10 protein-coding genes are annotated in these 13,231 nt (G+C 76.3%); 6 read left to right on the top strand and 4 right to left on the bottom strand.

Translation table 11 applies throughout. From position 1 onward, the window contains the following. Positions 1-58: 58 nt before the first annotated feature. A complete protein-coding gene (locus tag LO771_RS13295; RefSeq protein ID WP_230651868.1) occupies positions 59-1,891 on the bottom strand; it encodes a molybdopterin-dependent oxidoreductase in 1,833 nt (610 codons plus the stop codon). A 127-nt stretch (positions 1,892-2,018) separates the two neighbouring features. On the opposite strand from LO771_RS13295, the gene LO771_RS13290 reads away from it, so the two are divergent. Further along, positions 2,019-2,411 (top strand): VOC family protein, encoded by a 393-nt coding sequence (locus LO771_RS13290; RefSeq protein WP_230651866.1) that lies wholly within the window; start codon positions 2,019-2,021, stop codon positions 2,409-2,411. A gap of 115 nt (positions 2,412-2,526) precedes the next feature. On the opposite strand, the gene LO771_RS13280 is transcribed toward LO771_RS13290, so the two are convergent. Continuing rightward, positions 2,527-3,294, bottom strand: a complete 768-nt coding sequence (locus LO771_RS13280) for a TetR/AcrR family transcriptional regulator (protein ID WP_230651863.1) — start codon at positions 3,292-3,294, stop codon at positions 2,527-2,529. A gap of 96 nt (positions 3,295-3,390) precedes the next feature. On the opposite strand from LO771_RS13280, the gene LO771_RS13275 reads away from it, so the two are divergent. From LO771_RS13275 to LO771_RS13260, 4 genes are all read left to right on the top strand, one after another. Then, the gene (locus LO771_RS13275) at positions 3,391-5,055 is read left to right on the top strand and encodes a carboxyl transferase domain-containing protein (RefSeq protein ID WP_230651860.1); all 1,665 of its coding nucleotides are present in this window, start codon (positions 3,391-3,393) and stop codon (positions 5,053-5,055) included. Between the two features lie 188 nt (positions 5,056-5,243). Beyond that, a complete protein-coding gene (locus LO771_RS13270) occupies positions 5,244-7,475 on the top strand; it encodes a biotin carboxylase N-terminal domain-containing protein (RefSeq protein WP_230651856.1) in 2,232 nt (743 codons plus the stop codon). Next, positions 7,472-8,434: a hydroxymethylglutaryl-CoA lyase gene (locus tag LO771_RS13265; RefSeq protein WP_230651853.1), complete on the top strand. Its 963-nt coding sequence runs from the start codon at positions 7,472-7,474 to the stop codon at positions 8,432-8,434. Before LO771_RS13270 ends, LO771_RS13265 begins: the two co-directional genes overlap by 4 nt. Positions 8,435-8,514: 80 nt before the next feature. Next, the gene (locus LO771_RS13260; RefSeq protein WP_230651851.1) at positions 8,515-9,705 is read left to right on the top strand and encodes an acyl-CoA dehydrogenase family protein; all 1,191 of its coding nucleotides are present in this window, start codon (positions 8,515-8,517) and stop codon (positions 9,703-9,705) included. A gap of 166 nt (positions 9,706-9,871) precedes the next feature. Here the strand turns inward: LO771_RS13260 and LO771_RS13255 are convergent, their stop codons facing one another. Next, entirely contained in the window at positions 9,872-10,504 is a 633-nt protein-coding gene (locus LO771_RS13255; RefSeq protein ID WP_374228166.1) for a universal stress protein, read from the bottom strand. 424 nt (positions 10,505-10,928) lie between these two features. Between LO771_RS13255 and LO771_RS13250 the strand changes: the two genes are divergently transcribed. After that, positions 10,929-11,819, top strand: a complete 891-nt coding sequence (locus LO771_RS13250) for an HAD family hydrolase (RefSeq protein WP_230651847.1) — start codon at positions 10,929-10,931, stop codon at positions 11,817-11,819. Here the strand turns inward: LO771_RS13250 and LO771_RS13245 are convergent. Further along, positions 11,759-12,634, bottom strand: a complete 876-nt coding sequence (locus tag LO771_RS13245) for a GNAT family N-acetyltransferase (protein WP_230651844.1) — start codon at positions 12,632-12,634, stop codon at positions 11,759-11,761. The two genes, LO771_RS13250 and LO771_RS13245, sit on opposite strands and share 61 nt — an antisense overlap. Positions 12,635-13,231: the final 597 nt, after the last annotated feature.

The raw sequence follows: 13,231 nt of genomic DNA, 5'->3' as shown, positions 1-13,231 counted from the left end.
CCGCGCGGTATGGGGTTGTCGTGGGGACGTCCCGGGGGATCAACCCGGGAAGGGGCGGCTAGGTCACGGTGACCACCGTGCTGTGCCAGCCGGTTGCGCCGTCCGGGAAGGGGGTGGCGCGGGCCTCGGTCTGGACGGCGCCGGTGCCGTCGGTGGCGCGCACCTCGATGCGGTGCGTACCGGGCGGGGCCGTCCAGTCCCACGTCCACTGGCGCCACACGTCCTCGCTGACCTGCGGTGCGAGCCGGGCCTCGGCCCAGGGGCCGCCGTCGACCCTGACCTCCACCGCGTCGACGCCGCGGTGGGTGGCCCAGGCGGTGCCCGCGACGGTGACGGCGCCGGACGCCACACGGGCGAAGGGCTTGGGCACCTCGATCCGCGAGGCGGTCTTCACCGGCGCCCGCGGCGCCCACTCGCGCCTGACCCAGTAGGGGTCGTAGGCGTCGAAGGTCGTCACCTCCAGCTCCGTCAGCCACTTGGTGGCGGAGACGTAGCCGAAGAGGCCGGGCACCAGCATCCGGCAGGGGAACCCGTGGGCCGCCGGCAGCACCTCGCCGTTCATGGCGACGGCGAGCATCCCGGCCCGGCCGTCCAGCACCGCGTCCACCGGGGTGCCGATGGACATGCCGTCCACGGAGCGGCTGACCAGCTGGTCGGCGCCGCGCCGCACCCCCGCCTCGCGGAGCAGGGCCGCGAGGGGCGCGCCGATCCAGCGGGCGGTGCCCGCGTAGGGGCCGCCCACCTCGTTGGAGACGCAGGAGAGGGTGAGGTCGTGCTCCTCCAGCGGGCGGCGCAGGAGGTCGTCGAAGGTGATCTCCACGGCGTGGTCGACCATGCCGTGGATGCGCAGCCTCCAGTCCCGCGGGTCGACCTGCGGCACGACCAGGGCGGTGTCCACGCGGTAGAACCCGGCGTTGGGCGTGAACAGCGGGGACAGGCCGGGCACCCGGGGGTGCGCACCCGCGGGGACGGCGGGAGCGCGGCGGACGGGGGCGGGGATGCGGACGGCCTCCCTGGCCGCGCTGCGGTCGTACCGGCGCGAGTCCAGGGCCCGGCCGCCGAAGCCGGCGCCGGCGGCGGCGAGGGCGGTGGCGCCGGCCGCGGCCGTGAAGCGGCGCCGGTCGAGGGCGGTGGCGCCGGCCGCGGCCGTGAAGCGGCGCCGGTCGAGGGCGGTGGCGCCGGCCGCGGCCGTGAAGCGGCGCCGGTCGAGGGCGGCGGGAGCGGGCGGCGCGGCGACGGGGGCCTCGGGGCCGCGCTCCCCGGGGCCGGAGGGCCCGGAGGCACGCTCCTCGGGGGCGGCGGCGTCCCCGGCCTCCGGGATGTCCGCCGCACCGGGACCGCCCTTAGCCCCGGAACCGGGCCCGGCGGCCCGGGCGTGACCCGCTCCCACGCCCATGCCGACGGCGGCCCGGCCGGTACGGACGAGGAGGTGCAGCACCGCCGCGCCGCACGCCGCCGCCACCAGCGAGGGGACGCTCCAGGCGGCGGTGCCGGTGGGACGGCTGACCGCGGCCCAGACGCCCACGGCGCCGAACACCGCGAAGAGCGGCACCCCGAGGCGGGGGCGGCGCAGCGCCGCGACGCCCGCGGCGAGCGCCAGCAGCACCAGGACCGCGTAGATCCCGCCGAGCAGCACCGCCTTGTCGTGGGTGCCGAACGTGCGGACCGCGTACTCCTTCAGCGGGGTCGGGGCGAGGTCGACGGCCTGGGAGCCCACGGAGACGACCGGGGAGGACTGCGGGCCGGTCAGGACCGCGGCCAGCTCGCCCGCGCCCAGGGCGAATGCCGCGGACAGGGCGCCCGCCAGGGCGCCGACGCCCGTGCGGGCGGCCCGGCCGGGCCCGGCCGTCCGGCCGCCCTGCGGCGCCTGCTGCTCCTGGGTGACTGTCATGACCGTTATTCGGTGCCGCCGCTGGGCCGGTTGGGTCCGATCTCGGAAGTCACCCTTCCGGGTGATCTCATTGCTGCGGCCGGCGCGGTGCCGGCGGAGGACGCGGATTCCGGGGTAAGGGGCAGGAATGCAACTGGTGTGGGTGCTCGACTGTGCGGAGCCCGAGGCGCTGGCCGGCTTCTGGTCGGCGGTGCTCGGCTACCGGGCCGGGCCGTGGGAGCCGCCGTACGTGAGCCTGACGGACCCTTCGGGACGGCGGCCGGAACTCCTGCTGCAGCAGGTGCCGGAGCCCAAGGCGGGCAAGAACCGGATGCACCTCGACCTGCGGGTGGCCGGGATGGAGCCGGAGCTGGCACGGCTGCGCGCGCTGGGCGCGCGGGTGGTGCGGGAGCCCTTCGAGGAGGAGGGGTGGTGCACGGCGGTGCTGGCCGACCCCGAGGGCAACGAGTTCTGCGTGGTCGTCCCGCCCGAGGGCCCGGACCGGGAGGCCGCCGCGGCGGCCTCGTCGGCGGACGGGTAGCGGGATGCCGCCGGGCGCGGCCCGCAGCGGACGGGCCGACGAGCAGGCCGGGCGGGCCGACGACCAGGCCGGGCGGGCCGGGCGCTGCGGGCCGGACGCCCGGCGCGGGCCGGGGTCAGCCGCCGGGCAGCGGTCGGTCGCCAGGCCGGGCGGAGCCGCCCGGCCCGGCGGCGGCACGGCCGTCCGGCGGGGAGGGGACCGCAGCCGGGTCGGGGTTCGGGTCGAGGGCCTGGACCGGGGCCTGGACCGGGGCCGGGGCGCCGCCGTCGGTCCCGGCGGCCGCCGCGAGGGCGCCCAGGGCGAGCCGGTGCAGCAGTGCCGCCATGGCGTCGCGGCCCAGGGCCGGCTGGGCACCGCGCCGGACGGCGCTGTGGGGGGTGGAGTTCAGCAGTCCGAAGACGGCGTGGACGGCGGCGCGGGCCCCGGGTTCGGCGGCCAGCGGGGAGGGCGCGGGGAACGCCCGGCGCACCACGTCCACCCAGAGTTCGACGTAGCTGCGCTGGAGGCGGCGGACCCGGCGGCGGTCCTCGTCCTTCAGGTGCAGCAGCTCCCGGTCGTGGAGGGTGATGAGGTCCTGGTCGTCGAGGGCGAAGTCGATGTGGCCGCGGACCAGTGCGTCCAGGGCCGCGGCGGCGCCGGGCGCGTCCTCGGCGCGGCGGCGCCCCTCGTCCAGCAGGCGCTCGCTGATCCCGACGAGCAGGTCGGCGAGCATGGCGTCCTTGCCCGCGAAGTGCCGGTAGAGGCCGGGGCCGCTGATACCGACGGCCCGGCCGATCTCGTCCACGCCGACGCCGAGGAAGCCGCGGGCGGCGAAGAGCCGGGCGGCCTCGCGGCGGATCTGGTCGCGGCGCGGGGTCGCGGCGGGGGCGTCGGTGCGGGACATGGTCCGATCCTAGACAGTGCGGTTATCGATGGTTAACCTGGGCGCGTAAGTTAACGTTAATTAACGTGGCGGTGCAGGGCAAAGGAGCTCGTGGCCATGGTCTTCTCGTCGTACGCCGCCGCTCCCCCGACGTGGGCCGCCGAGGCGGCGGCACCGCGGCTGGGCACCGCCGCCGACCCCGGGTCGGACACCTACCGGGGCAACGTCGAGGCGCACACCGCCCTGGTCGGCGAGCTCCGCAGGAAGCTGGCGGCCGCCGCGCTGGGCGGCGGGGAGCGGGCCCGGCAGCGGCACACCGCGCGCGGCAAGCTGCTGCCCCGCGACCGGGTGGACACCCTGCTGGACCCCGGATCGCCGTTCCTGGAGCTGTGCCCGCTGGCCGCCGACGGGATGTACGACGGTGCGGCACCGGCGGCCGGGGTGGTCGCCGGGATCGGCCGGGTCGCCGGGCGCGAGGTGGTCGTGGTCGCCAACGACGCCACGGTCAAGGGCGGCACGTACTACCCCATGACGGTGAAGAAGCACCTGCGGGCGCAGGAGGTGGCGCTGGAGAACCGGCTGCCCTGCATCTACCTCGTCGACTCCGGAGGAGCGTTCCTGCCGATGCAGGACGAGGTCTTCCCCGACCGCGACCACTTCGGGCGGATCTTCTACAACCAGGCGCGGATGTCGGCCGCCGGCATCCCGCAGATCGCGGCGGTGCTGGGGTCCTGCACGGCGGGCGGTGCGTACGTCCCGGCGATGAGCGACCAGGCCGTGATCGTGCGCAACCAGGGGACCATCTTCCTCGGCGGCCCGCCGCTGGTGAAGGCGGCCACCGGCGAGGTGGTGACCGCGGAGGAGCTGGGCGGCGGCGAGGTGCACTCCCGGACCTCGGGCGTCACCGACCACCTGGCCGAGGACGACGCGCACGCGCTGGCGATCGTCCGCTCCGTCGTGGGCGGCCTGGGCCCGCGGCCGCCCCGGCCGTGGGAGGTCGCCCCGGTCGAGCCGCCCGCGGTGGACCCGGCGGGCCTGTACGGCGCCGTCCCGGTGGACCCGCGCACCCCCTACGACGTGCGGGAGGTGATCGCCCGGATCGTGGACGGCAGCCGCTTCGCCGAGTTCAAGCCCGAGTACGGGCCGACCCTGGTCACCGGCTTCGCCCGGGTGCACGGCCACCCGGTGGGGATCGTCGCCAACAACGGCATCCTCTTCTCCGAGTCCGCCATGAAGGGCGCGCACTTCATCGAGCTGTGCGACCAGCGCGGCATCCCCCTCCTCTTCCTGCAGAACATCTCCGGCTTCATGGTGGGCCGCCAGTACGAGGCGGGCGGCATCGCCAAGCACGGCGCCAAGATGGTCACCGCGGTGGCCTGCACCCGGGTGCCCAAGCTCACCGTGGTGGTCGGCGGCTCCTACGGCGCCGGCAACTACTCGATGTGCGGCCGGGCGTACTCACCCCGCTTCCTGTGGATGTGGCCGGGGGCCAAGATCTCGGTCATGGGCGGCGAGCAGGCCGCCTCGGTGCTGGCCACCGTCCGCCGCGACCAGCTGGAGGCCCAGGGGGCCGACTGGCCGGCCGAGGCGGAGGAGGAGTTCAAGCGCCCGGTGCGGGAGCAGTACGAGCGGCAGGGCAGCGCCTACTACGCCACCGCGCGGCTCTGGGACGACGGCGTCATCGACCCGAAGGACACCCGCACGGTGGTCGGTCTCGCCCTCACCGCCTGCGCCAACGCCCCGCTCGCCGAGCCCCGCCCCTACGGCGTCTTCCGGATGTGACGGCGGCCGTGACCACCGACGTGACCACCGGGGCGCGAGCCGGCCGGGCGACCGGATGGCCGACCGGATCGCCGGGCGGAACACCGAACGGTGCGGCCGACGACGCAGTCGGCGAAGCGACCACCGAAGCGACCACCGACGTGACGGGCCGCCGGCACGCCTACCCTGCCATCGGAGGAGCACCTCCCATGTTCGACACCGTCCTGGTCGCCAACCGCGGTGAGATCGCCGTCCGGGTGATCCGCACCCTGCGCCGCCTCGGCGTGCGCGCAGTGGCCGTCCACAGCGACGCCGACGCCGACGCACCGCACGTGCGGGAGGCCGACACCGCGGTCCGGCTGGGCCCGCCCGACCGGTCGGACTCCGGTGCGGCCGAGACCTACCTGCACGTCCCGCGCCTCCTGGAGGCGGCCCGCCGCACCGGGGCCCAGGCCGTGCACCCGGGGTACGGCTTCCTCGCCGAGAACGCGGCCTTCGCCCGCGCCTGCGCCGAGGCGGGCCTGGTCTTCGTCGGTCCTCCTCCCTCCGCGGTCGAGCTGATGGGCGACAAGATCAACGCCAAGGAGGCGGTGCGGGCGGCCGGGGTACCGGTCGTCCCCGGCAGCCGGGACGACGCCCGCAGCGACGCGGACCTCGCCGCCGCGGCCGCCGGCATCGGCTTCCCCGTGCTGCTGAAGCCCTCCGCCGGAGGCGGCGGCAAGGGCATGCGGCTGGTCAGGGACCCGGCCGCCCTGCCGGACGAGATCGCCGCCGCCCGGCGCGAGGCCCGGACCGCCTTCGGCGACGACACGCTCCTGGTGGAGCGCTGGATCGACCGGCCCCGCCACATCGAGGTGCAGGTGCTCGCCGACGCCCACGGCACCACCGTGCACCTGGGCGAGCGCGAGTGCAGCCTCCAGCGGCGCCACCAGAAGCTGGTCGAGGAGGCCCCCTCCGTCCTCCTCGACGAGGACACCCGCGCCGCCATGGGCGCCGCCGCGGTCCGCGCCGCCGAGGCGTGCGGCTACACCGGCGCGGGCACGGTGGAGTTCATCGTTCCCGGCGACGACCCGTCGGCGTACTACTTCATGGAGATGAACACCCGCCTCCAGGTCGAGCACCCGGTCACCGAACTCGCCGCCCACGTGCGCGGCCTGGACAGCCCGGCCGGCCCCGGGCGGCCGGACCTCGTCGAGTGGCAGCTGCGGATCGCCGCCGGGGAGCGCCTCCCGGTCACCCAGGAGGACGTCTCCTTCCGGGGCCACGCGATCGAGGCCCGGATCTGCGCCGAGGACCCGGCACGCGGCTTCCTCCCCACCGGAGGCCGCGTCCTGCTGCTGCGCGAGCCGACCGGGGAGGGTGTCCGGGTCGATTCCGGGCTCGCCCCGGACACCCTCGTCGGCTCCACCTACGACCCCATGCTCGCCAAGGTCGTCGCCTACGGTCCCGACCGGGCCACGGCCCTGCGGAGGCTGCGCGCCGCCCTCGCGGAGACCCTGATCCTCGGCGTGACCACCAACACCGGCTTCCTGCGCCGGCTCCTCACGCATCCCGACGTCGTCGCGGGGCGACTCGACACCGGCCTGGTCGAGCGCACCGTCCAGCAGACCCCCGACCTCCTGGCATCCCCGGCCGACGCCGCCGACCTGCCCGACGGCTCACCCTCCGGAGCCCCTCCCGCGGCCCCGCTCCCCCACACCGTGCTGTGCGCCGCGGCACTCGCCCGGCACCTGGCCCTCGCACCGGCCCCCGCCCCCGGCGGCTGGACCGACCCGTTCTCCCTGCCCTCCGCCTGGCGGCTGGGCGGCGAGCCCGCCTGGACCGTCCACCGGCTCCGCCTCCCGGGCGGCGAACCGGTGGAGGTGCGGGTACGGCCCACCTCGACGGACAACGTAGCGGCCACCACTGACAACGGCCCCGGCAACGCCTCCGAACTGCAGGTACGGCTCGGCGACGGACCCGTGCGCACCGCCAGGGCGGCACGCCGCGGCCACCGCCTGGAGGTCTCCCTCGACGGCGTCGGACACACCTTCGCACTCGCCGCCGACACCGCCGCCCCCGCCGCGGGCGGGCCCGCCCTCTGGCTCGGCCTGGACGGCGACACCTGGGCGGTGCTGCCGTACGACCCGGTCGCGGAGCGCGCGGCGGGCGGCGGTCCCGGCGCGCACCACGGCACCCTCACCGCCCCGATGCCCGGCACCGTCACCGTGGTGAAGGCCGCCGTCGGCGAGCGGGTCCGCAAGGGCCAGCCGCTGCTGGTCCTGGAGGCCATGAAGATGGAGCACGTCATCGCCGCCCCGCACGACGGCACGGTGGAGCAGCTGCGCGCCGTCCAGGGGGCGGGCGTGTCCATGGACGAGGTGCTCGCCGTGGTCTCGGCGGGCGACGGCGACGACGGGACGGCCGCCGCGGACGGCGGGCCCGCGGAGGCGGCGCGGTGACCGGGTCGGTGCTGGACCTCGGACTCCCCGAGGCCGTCCCCCTGCCGGGACTGCCCGCACGCGTGCGCATCCACGAGGTGGGCGCCCGCGACGGCCTGCAGAACGAGGCGCTGCCGCTGCCCGTCGAGGTGAAGGCGGAGTTCGTCGCCAGGCTGGCGGCCGCCGGCCTGCGCACCGTGGAGGCGACCAGCTTCGTGCACCCGAAGTGGGTGCCGCAGCTCGCGGACGCGGAGCAGCTGATGCCGCTGCTGGCGGACCTCCCCGGCCGCCACCCGGGTCTGCGGCTGCCGGTGCTGGTGCCCAACGAGCGCGGCCTGGAGCGGGCGCTGGCCCACGGGGTCGCGGACATCGCGGTCTTCGCCAGCGCCACCGAGACCTTCGCCCGCCGCAACCTCAACCGCTCCCTGGAGGAGTCGCTGGAGATGTTCGCGCCCGTGGTGGCGCGCGCGACGGCGGAGGGCGTGCGGGTGCGCGGCTACCTGTCGATGTGCTTCGGCGACCCCTGGGAGGGGCGGGTGCCGCTCCCCCAGGTCGTCGCGACGGGCCGGCGGCTGCTGGAGATGGGCTGCGACGAGCTGAGCCTCGGCGACACCATCGGCGTCGCCACCCCGGGCCAGGTCACGGCGCTGCTGGAGGCGCTGGGGCGGGCGGGGGTGGCGCCGGACCGGCTCGCGGTGCACTTCCACGACACCTACGGCCAGGCGCTGTCCAACACGCTCGCCGCGCTGCGGGCGGGCGTGTCCGTGGTGGACGCCTCCGCGGGCGGCCTGGGCGGCTGCCCGTACGCGAAAAGCGCCACCGGCAACCTGGCCACCGAGGACCTCGTCTGGATGCTGCACGGGCTCGGCATCGAGACCGGCGTGGACCTCGGGGCCCTCGCCGACACCAGCGTCTGGCTCGCCGGGCACCTGGGCCGCCCCAGTCCCTCGCGGACGGTGCGCGCCCTGACCGGGGGCTGACCCGCCCCGCCGGCCGCGGCGGGGACCCCGCCGCGGCCTCCCCCACCCTCGCCACCCCCAAGAGGCCCAGGAGCGTCACCATGCTCGACCACCGGCTCGACTCCGAGTACGAGGACCTGCGGCGCACGGTCGCCGAGTTCGCGAACGACGTCGTCGCACCCAAGATCGGCGACTACTACGAGCACGACGAGTTCCCGTACGAGATCGTGCGGGAGATGGGGCGGATGGGCCTGTTCGGGCTGCCGTTCCCCGAGGAGTACGGCGGCATGGGCGGCGACTACTTCGCGCTCTGCCTGGCCCTGGAGGAGCTGGCCCGGGTGGACTCCTCGGTGGCGATCACCCTGGAGGCCGGGGTGTCGCTGGGCGCGATGCCGGTGTACCGGTTCGGCACCGAGGAGCAGAAGCGGGAGTGGCTGCCCCGGCTCTGCTCCGGCGAGATGCTGGGGGCCTTCGGCCTGACGGAGCCGGAGGGCGGCTCGGACGCGGGCGCGACCCGGACCACGGCCCGGCTGGACGAGGCGACCGGGGAGTGGGTGATCAACGGCACCAAGTGCTTCATCACCAACTCCGGGACGGACATCACGGGCCTGGTCACCGTGACCGCCCTCACCGAACCGGCCACCCGTTCGAGTGAAGTGGGCGGGAGGGCCTCGACCCGGCCGGCGATCTCGTCCATCATCGTCCCCGTCGGCACACCCGGCTTCACCGTGTCGAAGAAGTACTCGAAGGTCGGCTGGAACGCCTCGGACACCCGGGAGCTCTCCTTCACCGACTGCCGCGTCCCGGCCGCCAACCTGCTCGGCGAGCCCGGCCGCGGGTACGCCCAGTTCCTCCGCATCCTCGACGAGGGGCGGATCGCCATCGCAGCCCTGGCCACCGGCCTGGCCCAGGGGTGCGTCGACCAGTCGCTGTCCTACGCCTCGGAGCGGCACGCCTTCGGCCGCGCCATCGGCGCCAACCAGGCCATCCAGTTCAAGATCGCCGACATGGAGATGCGCGCACACACCTCCCGCCTGGCCTGGCGGGACGCCGCGTCCCGGCTGCTCCACGGCGAGCCGTTCAAGAAGGAGGCCGCGATCGCCAAGCTCCACTCCTCCGACGCCGCGGTGGTCAACGCCCGGGAGGCCACGCAGATCCACGGCGGCTACGGCTTCATGAACGAGTTCCCGGTCGCCCGCTTCTGGCGGGACTGCAAGATCCTCGAAATCGGCGAGGGCACCTCGGAGGTCCAGCGCATGCTCATCGCGAGGGAGCTCGGCATGACCCCGTGACGGACCGTCGGCGCGCCCCCCGCAGGGCGGAGCGGAGGGGCGGGGGGGCGCCGGGAGCACCGGGCCCGTGGCCCGCCGCGGGCCGCGGGCCGCGGCGGGCCATGGAGCGGCCCGACGGGCCGGGGGACGGCCCGTCAGGACCGCCGGCGGACCGTCCCCCGGCCCCTCAGGGGATGACGACGACCGGGCGGTTGGCCCGGCGGGCCAGCCGCCCCGACACGGAACCGAAGATCTTGCCGACCAGGCCGTGCGTGCTGCCCACCACGATGGCGTCGGCGGCGTACTCCCGCCCGACCTCCTCCAGCTCGTGGCAGATGTCGCCGCCGCGCTCCACCAGGACCCACGGCACGTCGGCCAGGTAGTCGGAGCAGGCGAGTTCCAGTCCGAGCACCTCGGTGCGGTGGTCCGGGACGTCCACGAAGACCGGCGGCTCGCAGCCCGCCCACACCGTCGCCGGCAGCCGGTTGGCGACGTGCACGATCACCAGTCCGCAACCGGAGCGGCGGGCCATGCCGACGGCGTAGGCGAGGGCCCGCTCGCTGGACAGCGAGCCGTCGAAGCCGACCACGACCCCGTGCTGGAAGGCGGGATCGCAGGCGTGGACGGACTGCGGTTCTCCGAACGGCTCCTGGACGTGGGGCAGGGCGCCGGGCTTCTGCCTCGGCTTCGACCTGTGCCTGCGCGGTTCGGCCGCCCGGCGCGGATCGGCGGCGGAGGGCTCCCCCGTGGAGGCGGAAGGCCCCGTCGGCCGGGCGGCGGGGTCGCCGTCGGCGGGCTTGTGGGGCTCGTGAGCGGCCATGACTCGGGATTCTCGGCGAGAGGGGGGACGGCTGGGGAGGGCGCGGCGGAGGGTGGCAGCAGGACGCCGCATGCGGCACGGGGCCCGGCCCGGAAGGCCGCGGCGCGACTGCGCGACTTCTCCCTTCCAGAGTACGGCGACAGGGCGTTCCCGCCCAGGTGCGGAGCGCGGAGAGACTCTGCAGCCGCCGTGCGCGGGCGTGTGCGCGCCGTCGCGCCCACGTCCCCCCGCAGCGGGCAGGGACTTCACCCCGCCGCCCCGTTCCCTGAGGTTGACAGGAGGATGCCGGAGCACGGATCGAAGCGCAACAGCGCCTGTCCCCGTGGTGCGCCACCGTGCCGGGGGCCGGCGACAGGCGGCATTCCGGCCATGCCCGCGGCCTTCCGGCCGCGCTTCCGGCCGCTCGGCGGCAAGTGCCGGATGCATGACCGCCGCCGCTGGCACCATGCGGCGCATGCCGCTGCTGCTGATGGACCTCGACAACACCCTGCTGCCCCGGGACGCCGCCTTCCGGGGCTGGGCACGGGACTTCCTCGCGGAGCACGGCCTGCCGCCCCAGGACATCGGCTGGCTGACCACCCTCGACGGCAGCGGGTTCGTCCCCCGCGGCACCCTGCTCGGCGCCCTGCGGCAGCGCTACGGCCTGGACGCCACGTTCGACACCCTCCTCGCCCACTACCGCCGCGGCATCAACGCGCACATCCACTGCCCCGCCCCCCACCTCGCCGCCCTGCGCGCCGCCCGTGCCGCGGGCTGGACGCTCGGCATCGTCAGCAACGGCGGCACGGCCCCCCAGCTGGAGAAGATCCGCCGCACGGGCCTGGCCGCCCTGGTGGACGGCTGGGTGATCTCGGAGGAGGCCGGATTCGCCAAACCCGACCCGGAGATCTTCCGCATCGCCGCCCGCCGCTGCGGCGTCCCCACCGACGGCGCGTGGACGGCCCGCACCTGGATGGTCGGCGACCACGCGCCCGCCGACATCGCCGGCGCGAGCCTCAGCGGACTGCAGAGCGTCTGGCTGCACCACGGCCGCCCGTGGCCCGAGCTGGGGTACCACCCCACGCTGTCCGCGTCCGGCCTGCCCGAAGCCGTCGGCATGGTGCTCAGCGCCCGCCCGGCGCCCTCCGCCGCCCCCTCCCCCGCCGGTGGCCTCCCCACCGCCCGCGGAGCCGCCGCCCCGGCCAGGACGGCGCCGCCGGCCCGGACCCGCTTCGCCGCCCCGGCCGCCCTGCCGGGCAGCGGCGGCCGGCCCTCCTACCGCCCGGTGGCGGCGGGCGCGACGGCGGGTGCGAGGGCAGGGGGGCTCGCCGGGTGACGCCACCAGCGGGAGAGCCCCCGCTCGGTGAACCCCGCCCTCCGGTAGAGCGGCTCCCCCAGGAGCGTCGACGTGAGGACGGCCGTCCGCCCCGGATGGGCGTCGAGCACCGCCCGCACCAGCGCGCGCGCCACACCCCGCGACCGGTGCGCGGGCAGGGTCGCCACCCAGTACAGCCCCACGGCCGACCCGTCGTCGAAGCTGACGCACGCTCCGGCCGGCACACCCCCGCGGTCGGCGCGCCAGGCACGCCAGCCCGGTTCGCGCAGGAGCGCCTCGGGGAGGAGCGCACCGCTCCGCCACGGCAGCCTCCCCGTCAGCGGAAACCCCTCGGCGACGACCCGCTCCGCGTCCGCCAGTGCGGCGCCGTCCACCGCCTCGCGGACCTCCACGGCGTCCCGCCGGACGCACGCGGTGCCGTCGGCCGTCCGCGGCGCGGCCCGGGGGGCGTTCGCCGGCGCGGCCCGGCAGGTGTTCCCCGGCGCGGACGCGTCCGGCTGACGCATCATCACCGGCTGCGGGATCGCGGCCTCGAAGCCGAACGGGGCCAGGTCCAGTCCGCCGTAGGGGTCCTCGACGCAGGCCTGGCCCGCACCCCACTCGCGGACCAGCCCGGCGAGCTCCCCGGCCAGCGCGGCGGCGTCCCCGTACGGCCGGGTGACCACGAGGCGGTGCGCGTCCGCACCGCCGGGAGCGGCGCGCACCGCCGTCCATCCCGCCGCGGTGCGGGTCGGCAGGCCGAGCGCCCGCGCCCGGGCGAGCCAGAAGCCGGCCGCGTTGCGATGGGCGGCCTCCACGGGCATGCGGCTGTCCATGCCGCAGACCCTAGCCCCGGACGGCGGCCGCCGGGCGCCGCACCGGGCGACCCGGCCGGCCCCGCCACTCGGCCGCCCCGGCCCGCGACGCCGGGCCGCGCCCCCGGATCGGGCCCCCGGATCGGGCCGGCGGGACGCACCGGCCGGTGACACGGTCCGACGAGCCGCCGATGGCCGGAGAACGCCGGCCGGGCGGCGCCGGCACCGGTACACCGAGGCGCGGCGGGCGCCCCCGCGCGTGCCGGTGCGCACCGGATCCGCCCGCGCCCGCGCGGGCGCACCATCGAACTACCGCGGACGGCGTCCCGCAACGCCGGTTTTCGGTCAACTTCCGCACAGGTAAAAGGTTTTGAACATATACGCAGCCCAGAGGGTGAGGCACCATGGCGGTGCGGCCGTCCGCACCCCGCCCGCCGTGCGACAACAAGCCACCCGACGGAACGCCCTCTTCCCAGCGGGGCCCACGGATGCCACGCTTCGTGATCGAATGCATCACGCCAAATTGCCATGTCGACATAACGTTGGGCGGTGAAGGTGTCGCAACGGCCGGTCCGGAACCAGTAGATTCGATCTTGGCTGGCGCCGGGGGAGCGAGCA

Source organism: Streptacidiphilus sp. ASG 303 (assembly GCF_020991365.1).
GTDB lineage: Bacteria > Actinomycetota > Actinomycetes > Streptomycetales > Streptomycetaceae > Peterkaempfera.
Note: the sequence above shows the minus strand (reverse complement) of the source record. Positions and strands in the feature narration are given on the sequence as shown.

Bases quoted from the DNA above. Each gene is read 5' to 3' on its own strand.
- LO771_RS13255 (WP_374228166.1), bottom strand. From the start codon at position 10,504: ATGGCCGCTCACGAGCCCCACAAGCCCGCCGACGGCGACCCCGCCGCC.
- LO771_RS13245 (WP_230651844.1), bottom strand. From the start codon at position 12,634: ATGGACAGCCGCATGCCCGTGGAGGCCGCCCATCGCAACGCGGCCGGC.
- LO771_RS13280 (WP_230651863.1), bottom strand. From the start codon at position 3,294: ATGTCCCGCACCGACGCCCCCGCCGCGACCCCGCGCCGCGACCAGATC.
- LO771_RS13250 (WP_230651847.1), top strand. From the start codon at position 10,929: ATGACCGCCGCCGCTGGCACCATGCGGCGCATGCCGCTGCTGCTGATG.
- LO771_RS13290 (WP_230651866.1), top strand. From the start codon at position 2,019: ATGCAACTGGTGTGGGTGCTCGACTGTGCGGAGCCCGAGGCGCTGGCC.
- LO771_RS13295 (WP_230651868.1), bottom strand. From the start codon at position 1,891: ATGACAGTCACCCAGGAGCAGCAGGCGCCGCAGGGCGGCCGGACGGCC.
- LO771_RS13275 (WP_230651860.1), top strand. From the start codon at position 3,391: ATGGTCTTCTCGTCGTACGCCGCCGCTCCCCCGACGTGGGCCGCCGAG.
- LO771_RS13270 (WP_230651856.1), top strand. From the start codon at position 5,244: ATGTTCGACACCGTCCTGGTCGCCAACCGCGGTGAGATCGCCGTCCGG.
- LO771_RS13260 (WP_230651851.1), top strand. From the start codon at position 8,515: ATGCTCGACCACCGGCTCGACTCCGAGTACGAGGACCTGCGGCGCACG.